General features: G+C 70.6%; 14 protein-coding genes. 5 read left to right on the top strand and 9 right to left on the bottom strand.

Annotation, left to right across the window (positions count from 1 at the left end; all coding sequences use genetic code 11):
• Positions 1-35: 35 nt before the first annotated feature.
• The 4 genes from ACFVW6_RS31505 to ACFVW6_RS31490 are packed head-to-tail and all read right to left on the bottom strand — an operon-like array spanning position 36 to position 4,324.
• Positions 36-1,661, bottom strand: coding sequence for a cytochrome bc complex cytochrome b subunit (locus ACFVW6_RS31505; protein ID WP_378833280.1), 1,626 nt, complete (start codon positions 1,659-1,661; stop codon positions 36-38).
• Positions 1,658-2,797 (bottom strand): ubiquinol-cytochrome c reductase iron-sulfur subunit, encoded by a 1,140-nt coding sequence (locus ACFVW6_RS31500; protein WP_355280120.1) that lies wholly within the window; start codon positions 2,795-2,797, stop codon positions 1,658-1,660. The genes ACFVW6_RS31505 and ACFVW6_RS31500 overlap by 4 nt, the downstream gene beginning before the upstream one ends.
• Positions 2,794-3,657: a cytochrome c gene (locus tag ACFVW6_RS31495; protein ID WP_355280118.1), complete on the bottom strand. Its 864-nt coding sequence runs from the start codon at positions 3,655-3,657 to the stop codon at positions 2,794-2,796. The genes ACFVW6_RS31500 and ACFVW6_RS31495 overlap by 4 nt, the downstream gene beginning before the upstream one ends.
• 55 nt (positions 3,658-3,712) lie before the next feature.
• A complete protein-coding gene (locus ACFVW6_RS31490) occupies positions 3,713-4,324 on the bottom strand; it encodes a heme-copper oxidase subunit III (RefSeq protein ID WP_355280117.1) in 612 nt (203 codons plus the stop codon).
• Positions 4,325-4,503: 179 nt separating this feature from the next.
• Between ACFVW6_RS31490 and ACFVW6_RS31485 the strand changes: the two genes are divergently transcribed.
• Positions 4,504-4,923, top strand: a complete 420-nt coding sequence (locus tag ACFVW6_RS31485) for a hypothetical protein (RefSeq protein WP_378833284.1) — start codon at positions 4,504-4,506, stop codon at positions 4,921-4,923.
• Positions 4,924-5,012: 89 nt separating this feature from the next.
• Complete coding sequence (gene trpD / locus ACFVW6_RS31480) at positions 5,013-6,074, top strand: anthranilate phosphoribosyltransferase (protein ID WP_378833286.1); 1,062 nt, start codon at positions 5,013-5,015, stop codon at positions 6,072-6,074.
• A 13-nt stretch (positions 6,075-6,087) separates the two neighbouring features.
• On the opposite strand, the gene ACFVW6_RS31475 is transcribed toward trpD, so the two are convergent.
• The 5 genes from ACFVW6_RS31475 to ACFVW6_RS31455 form a co-directional block, all read right to left on the bottom strand.
• Complete coding sequence (locus ACFVW6_RS31475) at positions 6,088-6,363, bottom strand: Lrp/AsnC family transcriptional regulator (protein WP_218717263.1); 276 nt, start codon at positions 6,361-6,363, stop codon at positions 6,088-6,090.
• Between the two features lie 9 nt (positions 6,364-6,372).
• Positions 6,373-6,918 carry a phosphoribosylanthranilate isomerase gene (locus ACFVW6_RS31470; RefSeq protein ID WP_378833289.1) on the bottom strand — a complete coding sequence of 182 codons (546 nt, stop codon included), beginning with the start codon at positions 6,916-6,918 and terminating at the stop codon, positions 6,373-6,375.
• Between the two features lie 70 nt (positions 6,919-6,988).
• Positions 6,989-8,749, bottom strand: coding sequence for a DEDD exonuclease domain-containing protein (locus tag ACFVW6_RS31465; RefSeq protein WP_378833291.1), 1,761 nt, complete (start codon positions 8,747-8,749; stop codon positions 6,989-6,991).
• A gap of 45 nt (positions 8,750-8,794) precedes the next feature.
• On the bottom strand, positions 8,795-9,910 hold the full coding sequence (locus tag ACFVW6_RS31460; RefSeq protein ID WP_378833293.1) for a tetratricopeptide repeat protein: 1,116 nt from the start codon (positions 9,908-9,910) through the stop codon (positions 8,795-8,797).
• 11 nt (positions 9,911-9,921) lie between these two features.
• On the bottom strand, positions 9,922-11,169 hold the full coding sequence (locus ACFVW6_RS31455; RefSeq protein ID WP_378833296.1) for an ATP-binding protein: 1,248 nt from the start codon (positions 11,167-11,169) through the stop codon (positions 9,922-9,924).
• A 665-nt stretch (positions 11,170-11,834) separates the two neighbouring features.
• On the opposite strand from ACFVW6_RS31455, the gene ACFVW6_RS31450 reads away from it, so the two are divergent.
• The 3 genes from ACFVW6_RS31450 (at position 11,835) to ACFVW6_RS31440 (ending at position 14,668) form a co-directional block, all read left to right on the top strand.
• Entirely contained in the window at positions 11,835-12,404 is a 570-nt protein-coding gene (locus tag ACFVW6_RS31450; protein WP_355280102.1) for a C40 family peptidase, read from the top strand.
• Between the two features lie 229 nt (positions 12,405-12,633).
• The gene (locus ACFVW6_RS31445) at positions 12,634-13,647 is read left to right on the top strand and encodes an NlpC/P60 family protein (protein WP_378833299.1); all 1,014 of its coding nucleotides are present in this window, start codon (positions 12,634-12,636) and stop codon (positions 13,645-13,647) included.
• Positions 13,648-13,654: 7 nt separating this feature from the next.
• On the top strand, positions 13,655-14,668 hold the full coding sequence (locus ACFVW6_RS31440) for a peptidase MA family metallohydrolase (protein ID WP_378833301.1): 1,014 nt from the start codon (positions 13,655-13,657) through the stop codon (positions 14,666-14,668).
• Positions 14,669-14,682: the final 14 nt, after the last annotated feature.

The following is a 14,682-nucleotide window of genomic DNA, read 5'->3' as shown; positions in this document are numbered from 1 at the left end:
CGACTCGGGGCCTTTCTCGTGTGCGTGGTGCGCGGTCAGTGACCGTGCGGCTCGTCACCGTGGGCGCGGGCCTGCTCCTCGGCGAGGGCCGTGAGCATCTTGTGCTCCTCGGCGTGCTCGTTGGCGAAGTAGGCGTCCGACTCGGCCTTCGGGTCGGGGCGCAGGAAGCTACCCGTGCCCGGCTTGCCGGCCGAACCCAGCTTGTTCATCTTCTTGGGCACCGGGGCGCCCTGGTACTCCAGCGGGATCGCGTGGCCGTGGTCGTCGACCGGGCCCAGCGGCTGGTGCACCTCGATGTACTCGCCGTGCGGCAGGCGCTTGATGACACCGGTCTCGATGCCGTGCTCGAGCACCGCGCGGTCACCGCGCTGCAGGCCGATGCAGAACCGGTAGGCCACGAAGTAGGCCAGCGGCGGCAGCAGCAGCACGCCGATACGACCGATCCAGGTGGTCGCGTTCAGCGAGATGTCGAACTTCAGCGCGATGATGTCGTTGACACACGACAGCGTGAGCACCACGTAGAACGCGATGGCCATGGCGCCGATGGCGGTACGCACCGGCACGTCGCGCGGACGCTGCAGCAGGTTGTGGTGCGCGGTGGTGTCACCGGTGAGACGCTTCTCGATCCACGGGTAGGCGATCAGCAGGGTGAACACCAGGCCCATGATCAGCGCGACCCAGACCACGGCCGGGACCGTGTAGCGACCCAGGTAGAGCTCCCACGGCGGCATCAGACGCGCCAGACCGTCGGTCCACATCATGTAGAAGTCGGGCTGCGAACCCGCCGAGACCTGGGACGGGTTGTACGGGCCCAGGTTCCAGATCGGGTTGATCTGCAGGATGCCGCCCATGATGCCGACGATGCCGAGGGTGAACGCGAAGAACGCGCCCTGGTCCGCGGCGAACACCGGCACGATGCGCGCGCCGACCACGTTGTTCTCGGTCCGGCCGGGGCCGGGGAACTGGGTGTGCTTCTGGTACCAGACCAGCGCGACGTGCGCGCCGATCAGCGCCAGGATGATGCCGGGCAGCAGCAGCACGTGCGCGATGTAGAGGCGCGGGATGATGATGTCGCCGGGGAAGTCGCCACCGAACATCAGCCAGTGCATCCAGGTGCCGATGACCGGGAGGCTCATGGTGATACCGCCGAACGCGGCCCGCAGACCGGTACCCGACAGCAGGTCGTCGGGCAGCGAGTAGCCGAAGAAGCCCTCGAACATCGCCAGGATCAGCAGCAGCGAGCCGATCACCCAGTTCGCCTCACGCGGCTTGCGGAACGCGCCGGTGAAGAAGATGCGGAACAGGTGGATGATGATCGACGCCGCGAACAGCAGGGCCGCCCAGTGGTGGATCTGCCGGACGAACAGACCGCCGCGCACCTCGAAGGAGATGTTCAGCGCGGTCTCGTAGGCCCGCGACATGCCGACACCGCGCAGCGGCTGGTAGGACCCGTCGTAGGTGACGTGCGCCATCGACGGGTCGAAGTACAGCGTCAGGTAGATGCCCGACAGCAGCAGGATGATGAACGCGTACAGCGCGATCTCACCGAGCAGGAACGACCAGTGGGTCGGGAAGACCTTGTTGATCGACCGCTTCACGAACGCGGCGGCGCGATACCGCTCGTCCATCTCGTTGGCTTGGTTCGCCACCAGAGTGCTCATGAACGACGCTCCCAGAAGGCCGGGCCGAGCGGCTCGATGAAGTCGCCGTTGGCGACCAGGAAGCCCTCGGAGTTGACGGTGATCGGCAGCTGCGGGAGCGCGCGGGCGGCCGGACCGAAGACCGGCTTACCCCACTCGGTCGCCGAGAACTGCGACTGGTGGCAGGGGCACAGGATGCGGTTGGTCTGCTGCTCGAACAGCGAGGTGGGGCAACCGAGGTGGGTGCAGATCTTCGAGTAGGCGAAGTAGTCGCCGTAGTTGAAGCTCTCCTGGCCCTTGCGCTTGATCGCCTTCTCCGCGTCCGCGGTGCGCAGACGGATCAGCATGACCGAGTTACGGATGCCGCGCAGCGACTGCAGCGTGTCGTGCTCGTTGCCGCGCCACTTCTCCTTCCACGGGAAGACGGTCTCCATGGCGCCCGCGTCCAGATCCTCCGGACGCACCAGCACGACATCCTGCGGACGACCGGTGTCGCGGCGGATGTAGATGGTCTCGCCCGGGTAGTCCGGGGTCCAGCCCGAGACCCACAGCGGCGACTTGTCGCCCTTGGCCCACGGGTTCTTCACCATGCCGCCGACGAACACCAGCAGCGCGCCGATACCGAGCACGCCGACACCGGCGCCCGCGGTACCGAGCATCATCTTGCGGCGTCCCAGGGTGGAGGTGTCGAGCGCGTCCTGCAGCTCGGCCGCCAGGGTGCGGCGCTCGACCTCGTCGGACGGGCCGTCGTGGCGCTGCTGGATCGAGATCTCGGCGGGGATGAACCGCTTGCGGATCAGCACGACCGCGATACCGATGACCAGCACCGAGATGCCGAAGGTCAGGCCGACCAGCGGGGTGAACAGCGAGTAGGCGGCATGGCCCTCGTCGCCGTAGCCCTTCCACTCCCACGGCCAGAACAGGAAGACGCCGATCAGCGCGGCGGCGGCCAGACCGGAGATGGCGAACCAGAAGGTGACCGCGCGCTCGGCGCGCTTCTCCGCGCGGGTGCCGGGCACCGGCCAGCGCTCGCCGCGGTACGCGACATCGACGTCGTCGCGCGCGGTACCGAGCTCGACCAGCTCGTCACGCGTCATCGCGTCCAGTTCGGCTTCGGTCGGTTCCCGACCCATGTCGTTGTGCTCCTGTCCACTCATGTGCGAGATCCGATCCACATCGCGGCACCCACCACGGCGGTGATGCCGATAACCCAGATCGCCAGACCTTCGGTCGCCGGGCCGAAACCGCCGAGGTCCCAGCCGCCGGGCGACTTCTCTTCCGCGGCGTTCTTGACGTAGGCGACGATGTCGCGCTTCTCCTCCGGCGTCAGCTGCCGGTCGGAGAACTTCGGCATGTTCTGCGGGCCGGTGAGCATGGCGTCGTAGATCTGCTGCTCGTTGGCTTCGGCCAGCGGCGGGGCGAACTTGCCGCCGGACAGCGCGCCACCGCGGGCGGTGAAGTTGTGGCAGGAGGCGCAGTTCATGCGGAACAGCTCCGAGCCACGGGCGATGTCGTCGCCACGCAGCGATTCCTGCGCGATCTCACCGTTGGCGTCGCGGATCACCGAGGGGCCACCGCCGTTGGCGGCGACGAACGCGCCGAGCGCGTCGGTCTGATGCGCGTCGAACTTCTCGGGCTTGCGCATGGCCTGGGCCTCGTTGCGCGCCATCGGCATGCGGCCGGAGGACACCTGGAAGTAGACGGCGGCCTCGCCGACGCCGATCAGGCTGGGGCCGCGGTCCTCGACACCCTGCAGGTTCGCGCCGTGGCAGGTGATGCACGAGGTCTCGTAGAGCTGCTTGCCCTCGCGGATCAGCGCGGACTGGTCCTCGTGCGCGGTGGCGACCTGGGGCGCGGGGGTGAGCGCCGCGGCGAGGAAGCCGGCTCCGACCAGACCAACCAGCAACGCGAGGCCACCCGCGATACGACGGCGAACGCGACGCTGCTTACGCGCCTTGGTGGCCTGACCGTTGTCAGGGCCGGCGGGCTCGGGGGCCGACGGGGGAGATGAACTCATCTGTGTCCCTTTGGAGTAGACGGAACCGACTTGTGCAAATGCTGTGCGCCCGCGCCTAGCGGACGAAGTAGATCGTGGCGAACAGCCCGATCCAGACGATGTCGACGAAGTGCCAGTAGTAGGACACCACGATCGCGGCGGTGGCCTGCGCGGGCGTGAACTTGCTCATCTTGGTGCGGATCAGCAGGAACACGAAGGCGATCAGACCGCCGATCACGTGCAGACCGTGGAAGCCGGTGGTGATGTAGAAGACCGAGCCGTACGAGCTGCCGGAGATGGTGGTGCCCTCGTGCACGAGGTGGTAGTACTCGTAGCCCTGGCCGAAGACGAAGAACGCGCCCATCAGCAGGGTGATCACGTACCAGCGGCGCAGGCCGAACACGTCGCCCTTCTCCGCGGCGAACACACCCATCTGGCAGGTGAACGACGAAGCGACCAGCACGGCCGTCACCGGGACGGCGAGCGTCATATTGAGCTCGGTCGGCTCCGGGGGCCAGTTGCCGTGCGCCTGCGCGCGCGCAACGAAGTACATGGCGAAGAGGCCGGCGAAGAACATCAGCTCGCTCGACAGCCAGATGATGGTTCCGACGCTGACCATGTTGGGCCGGTTCAGCGAATGCACACGCTGAGTAATGGCCGATCCTGGGGTGCCTACTGCGGTCGTCACGGGGTAAGTATGACTCTTCGTAGTACGACAGCTGTACCCGGGTACGAAAGTTTGTCGTGGGAGTCGGAAAACCCACGCACAGAGGGGGTCTACGACCTCCGTCGGCGTGTTGGCGACGATCACGTGACAACCGATTGTGACAGCGTTGGATGTGGATAACCTGAGACGAGGAGGCGGCGATGGTCGTGGTGCGGATGTGGCGGCGGTTGTTCGGCGGACAGAGCGAGTCGCTCGACCCGGCGCGGGCCGATCTGGTCGTGGTCGCGTCGAGCTTCGACGACGCCGAAGCCTGCTCGGCGGCGCTGGACCGCGCCGGTGACCTCGATCGCGACGCCGACGCCGTGCTGCGCCACCATCTGCGCCTGCCCGCGGACCGGATCGACGCGGCCGCCGAGATCGCCGGATACGACGGCTACACGCGCGCCGAGGCCGTGGACACCGCCGCGGGCGAGCTGGTGCCGGTGGTCCTGCAGCGGGTGCAGCGCCTCGATCCGCTGACCTGTTCGCAGGAACGATCCCGGATGGCCGGGCTCGCGCAGCGCCACGACGGTGTCGCCGACGGCTGGGACGCGCTGCAACCACCCCGTCCCGCGCCGTAAACTCTGCCAACGGCGCAATAGGCTTGCGCTACCCCGCCGCGCCCGATCAGAGTTGCGCGATGGCGATGTCGAACGGAGATGCGGAGCAGATGAGCGTGCGCAGCTGGCCCCAGGTGCTCGGAACCCTCGCCGACGGCGGCGACCTGGCCGCGGACGACACCACCTGGGTGATCGACGAGATCTTCACCGACAACGCCACCGCGGCCCAGATCGCGGCCTTCGGTGTCGCCATGAAGATCAAGGGCCCCACCCCCACCGAGCTGGCCGGCATGGTCGCGGGCATGCTCGGGCACGCCCGCCTGGTGCATGTCGACGGCGACGCGGTCGACATCGTCGGCACCGGCGGCGACCGCTCCGGCTCGGTCAACATCTCCACCATGTCCTCGGTGGTCGTCGCGGCCGCCGGAGTGCCGGTGGTCAAGCACGGCAACCGGGCCGCGTCGTCCAAGGCCGGTGGCGCCGACGTGCTCGAGGCGCTGGGCGTGAAGCTGGCGCTGGGCCCGGAGTCGGTGGCGCGGTCGGTGCGCGAGGCCGGGATCGGCTTCTGTTTCGCGCCGCTGTTCCACTCGGGGCTGCGCTTCGCCGGTCCGGCGCGCAAGGAGATCGGCATCCCGACCGTGTTCAACGTGCTCGGCCCGCTCACCAACCCCGCCCAGCCGCGCGCGGGGCTGATCGGCTGCGCGTTCGCCGACCTGGCCCCGGTCATCGCGGGAGTGTTCGCCGAGCGTGGCGCCAGTGCCCTGGTGGTGCGCGGGCGCGACGGGCTCGACGAGATCACGACGTCGGATGTCACCGATGTGTGGGTGGTCAGCGGCGGGCGGATCCGGCAGACGGTGCTCGATCCGACCCGGCTCGGGATTCCCCGCGTCGAGCTGGACGCGCTGCGCGGCGGTGACGCCGTGGTCAACGCGGGCATCGCGCGCGAGATGTTCGCGGGCACGCCGGGCGCGGTACGCGACGCGGTGCTGCTCAACTCGGCCGCGGCGATCGTGGCCTACGACCTCTCGCGCGGCGTCGGCGACGTCGACCTGGATCTGGACGCCGCCCTGACCGGCGGGCTCGAGCGCGCCGCCGCCGCGGTGGACAGCGGCGCGGCGGCGAAGCTGCTGCAGAGCTGGGCCGAGCTCACCCAGGTTCTCGACGAGGCCTGAGCGAGCGAAAGGCTCACTCCCCCAGCGAGAATCCGGCTTCCACGTCGGCGCTGGAGTACGACTTGAAGGCGATGTGCGTGGTGGTGCGCACCACCCCGGGCACCTTGTCGATGCCGCTGGTGACGACCTCGGCGATGCGCTCGTGATCGCGCACCCGCACGATCGCGATCAGATCGACGTCACCGGCGCAGGAGTACACCTCGGCGACGCCTGCGGTGTCGGCGAGGGCCTGCGCGGTCTCGGGGATACGAGAGTTCTCGGCCTGGATCAGCACGATCGCGGTAATCATGGGATCAGCCTAGAACTTAGGGGTCTCGGTGGCCGCTTTGAACCTGCGCATCAGGTCCAGGCTCTTCACGCCGGGCGCCGATTCCACCGAACTGGACACGTCGACGCCGTAGGGGCGGTGCCGGGCGATGGTGTCGGCGACATTGCCGGCGTCGAGCCCGCCCGCCAGCACGACCTTGCCGGGCAGCGCGCGCACCCAGTCGGGGAACTCCTCGAAGATCCCGGAGCCTGCGCTGGCGTCGTAGAAGAAGTATTCGCTGGTCTGCTCGGGTGCGGGCGGGGTGGACGAGCAGAACGCCAGGTTCGGCAGGTCGGCCCACTGGTAGAGCTGCACGACGTCGAAGGCGTCGGCCACCTCGGCGACCTCGGCCGCTTCGAGGGCCACCGCGAAGGTGGTGATCCGGCCGCGCGCGTAGTCGGCCAGCGCGCGGGCCTGGGCGGGCGTGCGGTAGCGCTTGCTCTTGGGCGTGACCATGACGCCGATCGCGGAGTACCCCAGCTCGACGGCCCAGTCGATCTGCTCCTCGGTGGTCAGGCCGCACACCTTCACGAACATTCGCGCCTTCGCCCTTTCTCCCGCCGTCACCGGATGTGACAGGCGGTTCCATGATCCTCCGGGCGCGCGGTCACCGTTCGGCCAGGTAGCGCTCCTCCGGGCTGAGGGTGGTGGCGGCGGTGCGGGCCAGCTCGGCCCAGCCCCTCCAGCGGGCCGCGCCGTGCAGTGGTTCGTGGTAGCCGTCGCTGGTGCGGACGATGCGGGCGCCGGGCTTGCCCAGCCAGCGGGCGATGACGCCGACCTCCTCGGGCGGGGCACCGCGCAAGGGGGGAAGGTCGTCGACCGCATCGCCCAGATCAGGGACGACCGTTTCGGCGGCGGCAACGATCTGGTCGACGACCGCCATGGGCGGGGTGCCGCGCCGCGCGGTGCCCGCGGCGGCGAGGCGGCCGTAGCGGATCACCGAGAACTCCCAGCCGCCCGCGCCGTCGGGCAGGGCGACGATCAGTTCCGCGAGCCGGGCCAGGGCGGCGAGGCGCTGGGTGCGGTGCAGCATGGTGACGACGGCAGCGGCGCGATCCCGCAGCCGGGCGGCCGCCTCGAAATGCTCGGCGGTGGAATGGGTTTCGATGCGATCGAGCATGGCCCGCAGCACCGTGTCGGAGCGGCCGGTGAGCAGCTCGCGGACCGCGTCGACGGCCGGGGCGTAGCCGGTGGCGTCCAGGTCGTCGGGGCGCGCCGCCGGGCAGCCGCCGACGACGGCGGGCGGGCAGGTGTGCCGGGCCGTGCGGGCGAGGCGGGTCGCGCAGGTCCGCAGCCCGGCGAACTCGGCGATCGTCAGGGCCACGTCGACGGCGTCGGTGCGGGAACCGAACGGCCCCACCGCCGTTCGCGTCGGTGTCCGCACCGCGGTGAGCCGGGGGAAGGCCTCGTCGCTGAGGGTGAGCCACCAGCCGCGCCGGGGGAACTTCGAGCGGCGGTTGTAGGGCGGCGCGTGCGCGGCCAGCAGCCGCAGCTCGCGCACCCCCGCCTCCAGTCCGTGCGCGCACACCACGTGGTCGACCCGGATCGCCAGGGCCACCATCTCTTTCATCCGGCCGCGGGTCTCCGAACCGGTGAAGTAGGTGCGCACGCGGCGGCGCAGGTTGACCGCGGTCCCTATATAGAGGACTTCGTCGGACGGTCCGCGGAACAGATAGACACCCGGCGCGGACGGCAGATCACCCGCGAAGGTGCGCTTGGCGCGCTGGGTCCCGGTCACGCCGGGCAGATAGTCGAGCAGCTCGGTCAGGCTGTGCACGCCCTGGTTGCCGACCCGGCCGATCAGCGCGTGCAGCACGTCGACCGTGGCGCGGGCGTCGTCGAGGGCGCGGTGCGTCGGCGTGGTCGACGCGCCCAGGATCTGCGCGAGCACGCCGAGCCGCGCCGAGGGCGCCTCGTCGCGGGTCAGCACCCGCCGGGCGAGCTTGACCGTGCACAGCACCTGCGGATTCGGCCAGGCGATGTCCTGCCGGGCGGCGGCGGCCTTGAGGAACGCGGTGTCGAAGCGGGCGTTGTGCGCGACCAGGACCGCGCCCGCGGCGAATTCGAGGAAACCCGGCAGCACCGCCTCGATCCGCGGCGCCTCGTACACCATGGCGGTGGTGATCCCGGTGATCTGCACGATCGCGGGCGGGATCGCGAACCCTGGATTCACCAGGGTCGCGAACTCCCCCAGCACTTCTCCCCCGCGCACCTTCACCGCCCCGATCTCGGTGATCGAGTCCCCGTCCGGGCTGGTCCCGGTCGTTTCCAGGTCGACGACGACGAAGGTGGTGTCGTACAGCGGTGTGTCGAGTTCGTCGAAGGCCAGCTGACGCGCGGCAGCCGGGAGCGGAACGGGATCGGGCACGGCGAGAGCGTAGGACGGGGGTCCGACATGCTCGCCGTGCCGAACTCAGTTACCTGTCGGCGGCGCCCAGTTCGGCGGCAGGGTGACGCGGGGGCGCGTGGTCGGCCAGGGGTATCCGGTCGGCAGGCGATCCGCCGGGAACTGCGGAAAGGTGCGTGGCAGCGGGACATACGACGGCGGCCGGTAGTACGAGGGCAGCGTGCGCGAGGCCGGACCGGTCGACGGGGCATCGGGGTTCTCGGTCGCGGCGCCGAGCGCGGCCAGGATCACGAGCAGGACCACGACGCCGATCACCGCCCACGCACCGGCGCCGCCGCCGGAACCGCGCTCACCCAGGTATTCCTGGCGCCACGCGGGATCGGGCGGCCGCCCGGGCGGCATCGGTGGGTATGCCGCCGGAGCGGGCGGCGACGTCGACGGTTCCCGCTCCGGCGAGGACGCGCGGTCGGCCGACGGATCGGGGATCCGCGCCAGCAGCTCACGTACCTCGGGCGCGTAGGACGGATCGAGCTCGGCCGCCCGGCGCAACCACGTCTCGGCCTCGGCCCAGCGCCGCCGCTGCACGGCGTGGCTGCCGAGCAGGAACAGCGCCTCCACATTGTCCGGGTCCAGCCGCAGCGCCTCCGCGAGCGCGGCCCGGCCCGCCGCGGCCCGTGTGGAGGCCACCTTCGCGCCCTGCCAGAGCACCCGGCCGCGCACCACGTGCAGGACCGCGTTCGCCGGCTCGAGCTCGACCGCGGTGTCGATGGCGGCCATGGCGGCCTTGCGGTCGCGATGGACCACGACGGTCGCCAGGATCCGATGGCATTCGGCCGACCAGGGATCCAGTTCGACGCACCGCGACGCCGCCCGCGTCGCCGCGTCCTCGTGCGCGAGGGCGGCGGGCCGGTCGGATTCGTAGAGCTCGCCGAGGAGCCCGTGCTCGCTCAGCGCCAGCAGCTTCCACGCGAAGACGTTCTCCGGGTCCAGGCGCAGCGCCGTGCGCGCGGAGTCGGCGGCGGTGGCGGTGTCACCGGAGCGCAGCCAGGAATAGGCCAGCTGGGCGTGGGCGTCGCCGTTGTCGGGCTCGGCGGCCAGCAGGGGCGCCAGCTCCGCCCTGGCGGCCTCGAAGCGGCCGAGGTCGATCAGGGCGGCGGCGCGGTCGAGATGGTGGTCGCTCATCGGCGCGGGTGTCAGCGCTGCTTCATCCGCTTCAGATACAGCGCCAGGTCGTCATAGCTGCCGTCGCCGTTGGCGAATTCGACCACATTGCGGGCGGATTCGAACCACGCGCCGGTGCTCGGCCGGATCTGCGCCAGCGCCTCCTGGATATCGGCCATGCCGATCGGGCGCACCTCGCCGGAGCGCATCGAGTCGGCCATCGCCAGCTGGGTCGCCGAGGTGCAGACGTGGGCGAGGTCGGCGCCGGACAGTCCGTCGGTCCGCGCGGCCAGCGCGGTCAGGTCGATGCCGGCCACCGGGCGATCGCGCAGGTTGTAGTGCAGGATCGCGCGCCGCGCCGCCGCGTCGGGCAGGCCGACGAAGATCATCCGGTCGAACCGGCCCGGCCTGCGCAGGGCGACGTCGACGTCCCACGGATGGTTGGTCGCGCCGAGTACGAAGACGCCTTCGTTGCTGTGGGTAGCCGAGTCCAGCTCGGTGAGCAGCTGGTTGACCACGGTGCGCATGGTCGAGGAACCGTGCATCTGGCTGCGCTTGTGCCCGAGCGCGTCGACCTCGTCCAGGAACAGCACGCAGGGCGCGTTGCGCCGGGCCATCTCGAAGATGCTGTGCACATTGCGCTCGCTGGCGCCGGTGTAGATGTCGAGGATGTCGGTGATCTCGACCGGATAGAAATTGGCGCCGAGCTCGCCGGCGACGGCCGAGGCGAGAAAGGTCTTGCCGCAGCCGGGCGGGCCGTAGAGCAGCAGGCCGCCGCGCGCCGAGGTGCCGAAGGCCTTGGCCAGTTCCGGGTTGCGCAGCGGGGCGAGCAGGGTGAGGTCCAGCTGCCGCTTCACCTCGTCCATGCCGCCGACATCGGCCAGTCGCCGGGTCGGGCGCTCGACGGTGGCGGCGTCGTCGTTGGTGACGTACTCGGTGGGAGTGTCGACGAAGGCCGGTTCGATGATGTCGCCGACCTGGTGCTCCGCGGCGGCCCAGTCGTAGTCGGCCGGGGCACCGGCGACCGGAGCTGCCGCGGGTGCCGGTGCCGTCGCGGGCGCGGGCGAGCCGCCGGACAGTGCCGTCGTGCAGCGCGTCATCAAGGCCAGGACCTGCGCGTTTCCCGGACGGTGGCCGAGGGCCACGCCGCAGTGGGCCAGCGCGTCGGCGTAGCGGCCGCGGTCGAGATACAGCTCGATGACGCACACGCGCAGCGCCAGCACCTCCGGGCTGCGCTCCACCATCGTGAGCAAATCGGTCAATACCTGGTCGTCGGCCACCCGCGCCCCCTTCGAACTGCGAACATTCGGCCGTACCCTAACCGCCGCACCAGGTTTCGCGGAACCGGAAACCTCGAGTCCCACCCACCGGGACCTTCGCCTCCCGGGCCCACCGTCCCACCCGCCCCCGGCAATTCGCCGCGAGACTTTCGTTCCGATGCGAACAAAATGACCTCGAGCAGACCCGAATGAGACCGGGCTCACAGTTTGCCGAAGATCACATGACCGAAGCGAATTTCATCGGGTAAGACCGATTACCGCTCGACGGCCGCCGGGGCGCCCGGCGCGCCGCCCGCGGGCACGACTGGGCGACCGACCGGTTCACGCGCCGACGCGCGGAGGCGACCTGGGGATTCACCCCTAGGGGTAGACCAATAGGCCGCGAAGAAGCCGACGACGACGCGCCGGGTAGCGACCGAGAAGCTCCCCGGAGCCGACCTGGCGTTATCGTTTCGTGATTGGTGTGACGCAGCTCGCACGGAATGTTCGGGTGGATCTCCCGAATTGCCTTTCGGACCGATGTCCGACTTTACAAACCACCGTGATGTCTTCGTAACCTTTTCGAGACCTCACGGAGTCCCCTCGGCCACGAACGGTTCAACGGGATGAAGCCCGCCGCGTCATACGGACCCGGCGTCGTGGGGCAGATTGGAAGTACCCGCATCATGGCGACCAACACCGTCAAGCGTCAGGCGCAGCGAGCCGTTGCCGCCGGAGCCGTCGGCGCTGCCACCATCGGCGCGTTCCTCCTGCCGGCCGCTCCCGCGTCGGCGACGCCGGTCACTGTCCCCGGTATCGGCACCTTCGAGGTGCCCAACGAGATCCCGCTGCCGCAGGGTATCCCCGGCATCGAGACCCCGTCGGTCCCGCAGACCTTCACCGCGCCGCGCGCCACCGCCGCCGACATCGCCCTCGATGCCGCGCTGAGCAAGGTCGGCTCCCCCTACGTCTACGGTGCCGCGGGCCCGGACGCCTTCGACTGCTCGGGCCTGGTCCAGTGGGCCTACCGCCAGGCGGGCATGGAGCTGCCGCGCACCAGCGGCGCCCAGCTCGGCGCGGGCACCCCGGTCGCCTTCGAGGACCTGCGCCCCGGCGACCTGGTGTCGTTCTACGGCGGCGGCCACTCCGGCCTGTACGCGGGCGACGGCAATGTCGTGCACGCGGCCACCTCGGGCAGCCCGGTGCACGTCGCCTCGGTCTCCTCGATGCCGTTCGCGGGCGCTCGCCGCTTCTGATCGACGGGTGCGGTGCGTCGTTCGCGGGGAAGGGCGCACCGTGACCCCTCCGTGGCCTACTGGACACGGGCACACGCGGTTCCGTAACCTGATCGAGACCTTCTCAGCGGACGAGTGGGTCCGGTTCGGGTAAAGGCGCTGCATCGGCGGACATCGAGAGAACGGGGCACGGCGCACTGTGACTGACCACCACCGGAACCCACGCGTCGCGCGTGGCATCGCCGGAGCCATGTCCGCCGCGATCCTGGTGTGCGCCACCTATGCCGCAGGCCCCGCCCTCGCCGATCCGATCGCCCTGCCGACCACCGCCGGTGACGCGATCGCCCGGATGATCGACCTCTCCCGGCAGGCCGAGGCCCTCAACCAGGCCTCGCTCAACGCGCAGTCCGATCTCGACGCCAAGTGGGCCGTCCAGCGCGAGGCCGACGACAAGCTGGCCGCCAGCACCGCCGTCGCCGACGCCGCCCGCGCCGAGGTCCGCAAGTTCCAGCCGATGATCGATCGCACCGCGATCGCCACCTACACCGGCGCACGCACCGATCGCATGTTCGCGGTGCTGTCGAGCAATTCACCGCAGCAGCTGCTGGACAAGATGTCCACGCTGGACGTGCTCGCGCAGCAGACCGCCGACAGCGTGCGCCAGTTCAAGAAGGCCGCCGACGCGGCCACCGCCGCCGAATCGGTCACCCGCGCGGCCGCCGACACCGCCCGCGCCGCGACCGCGGCCGCCGAGGCCGTGCGAGCCGACGTCGACCGTAAGCGCAGCGATCTCACCGTGGCCACCACCCAGGTCGTCGAGGCCTGGGGCGCGCTCTCGGCCAAGGACAAGTCGACGCTGGCCGGTTCGCCCTTCCCGCCCGGCTTCGATCGCGACTCGCTGCTGCAGGGCCTGGTCCCCGGCAGCGGCACCAGCGCGCTGGCCGCCGCCCTGACCCGCATCGGCGACCCGTACGTCTGGGGCGCTACCGGCCCCGACCAGTTCGACTGCTCCGGCCTCGTGCAGTGGGCCTTCAAGCAGGTCGGCAAGAACGTCCCGCGCACCAGCTCCCAGCAGGCGAACTTCGGCACCCCGGTGGCCAAGGACGACCTGCAGCCCGGCGACGTCGTGCTGTTCTACCCCGAGATCTCGCACGTCGGGATCTACGCGGGCAACGGCATGATGGTGCACGCCTCCACCTTCGGTGTCCCGGTCGCCGTCGCGCCGATCAACACCACCCCGTTCCACTCGGCCCGGCGATACTGAGCCGGCGGTGACCGATCCGTCCCGCCGCGCGTCCGGCCTACGCTCCTGGTTCTCGGCCAACGGCCGCCTCGAATTCGCGCTCACGCTCGCCTCGGTCACCCTGTTGACCGGGGCGTGCGCCGCACTGATCCTGGTACCGCGCAACGCCGGTCCGCTGCAACTGGCCACCGACGAGGCCGAGGTGCTCGACACGACCGCCGGTATCGACGACCCCCGGCTGACCCCCGTGCGCCGCGAGCTCCAGCCGTTCGGGCCGATCCTGGTGCGCCGGGTCGCCGCGGGCGGCGAGGCCGACGCGCTCGTGGTCGCCCATTCCGGCCACCGCGCCGATGTCGACGTCCTGGAGAAACAGCTCGCCCCGGCGATCGCCGACGTGAGCGCCGCCTGGGGCACCGACTGGAATCGCGCGCCGGTGCTCGTCGTCGCGGGCACACCCACCGAGTTCACCGCGCTGACCAGGGCAGCGGGCGCCGCCACCGGCGCCGACGTGGCCGCGGTCTCGCTCACCGGCTCCTACGTGCCCGGCACCCGGCCGACCGACCAGCGGATCGTGTTCAACCCCGACGCCCGCCGCCGGGTCGGCGACGAGGGCATGGCGACCCTGCTGCGCCACGAACTCACCCACGTCGCGACCAGGGCGGCCACCGCCGACGGCGCGCCGCTGTGGCTGGTCGAGGGCTACGCCGAATACGTCGCCCAGCGCGCGGGGGCCAACACGTTCTCCCAGATCGCGCCGACGCTCACCACCCGCCTGCGCGCGGGCACCCTGCCCACCGAGCTGATCGGCGACGCCGACTTCACCGGCACCGACGCCCCCTACGCCTACGAATCGGCCTGGAGCGCGTGCGCCTTCCTCGCCGACCGCTACGGCCCGGCCGCCCTCACCACGCTGTACAAGAAGCTCGCCACCGGCCCGCAGTCCGCCGCGGCCCAGGACGCGGCCTTCGCCGCCGTGCTCGGCGCCTCTCGCGCCGACCTGCTCGACGGCTGGCGCGCCTGGTTACGGGGCCGCGCCGTCTGACCACCGACCGCCTC

The organism is Nocardia sp. NPDC058244 (assembly GCF_042882065.1).
Lineage (GTDB): Bacteria > Actinomycetota > Actinomycetes > Mycobacteriales > Mycobacteriaceae > Nocardia.
Note: the sequence above shows the minus strand (reverse complement) of the source record. Positions and strands in the feature narration are given on the sequence as shown.

What these genes read in the sequence shown, in the direction of transcription:
- ACFVW6_RS31505 (WP_378833280.1), bottom strand. Translation starts at nt 1,661, where the DNA reads ATGAGCACTCTGGTGGCGAACCAAGCCAACGAGATGGACGAGCGGTAT.
- ACFVW6_RS31500 (WP_355280120.1), bottom strand. Translation starts at nt 2,797, where the DNA reads ATGAGTGGACAGGAGCACAACGACATGGGTCGGGAACCGACCGAAGCC.
- ACFVW6_RS31495 (WP_355280118.1), bottom strand. Translation starts at nt 3,657, where the DNA reads ATGAGTTCATCTCCCCCGTCGGCCCCCGAGCCCGCCGGCCCTGACAAC.
- ACFVW6_RS31485 (WP_378833284.1), top strand. Translation starts at nt 4,504, where the DNA reads ATGGTCGTGGTGCGGATGTGGCGGCGGTTGTTCGGCGGACAGAGCGAG.
- trpD (WP_378833286.1), top strand. Translation starts at nt 5,013, where the DNA reads ATGAGCGTGCGCAGCTGGCCCCAGGTGCTCGGAACCCTCGCCGACGGC.
- ACFVW6_RS31475 (WP_218717263.1), bottom strand. Translation starts at nt 6,363, where the DNA reads ATGATTACCGCGATCGTGCTGATCCAGGCCGAGAACTCTCGTATCCCC.
- ACFVW6_RS31470 (WP_378833289.1), bottom strand. Translation starts at nt 6,918, where the DNA reads ATGTTCGTGAAGGTGTGCGGCCTGACCACCGAGGAGCAGATCGACTGG.
- ACFVW6_RS31460 (WP_378833293.1), bottom strand. Translation starts at nt 9,910, where the DNA reads ATGAGCGACCACCATCTCGACCGCGCCGCCGCCCTGATCGACCTCGGC.
- ACFVW6_RS31450 (WP_355280102.1), top strand. Translation starts at nt 11,835, where the DNA reads ATGGCGACCAACACCGTCAAGCGTCAGGCGCAGCGAGCCGTTGCCGCC.
- ACFVW6_RS31445 (WP_378833299.1), top strand. Translation starts at nt 12,634, where the DNA reads ATGTCCGCCGCGATCCTGGTGTGCGCCACCTATGCCGCAGGCCCCGCC.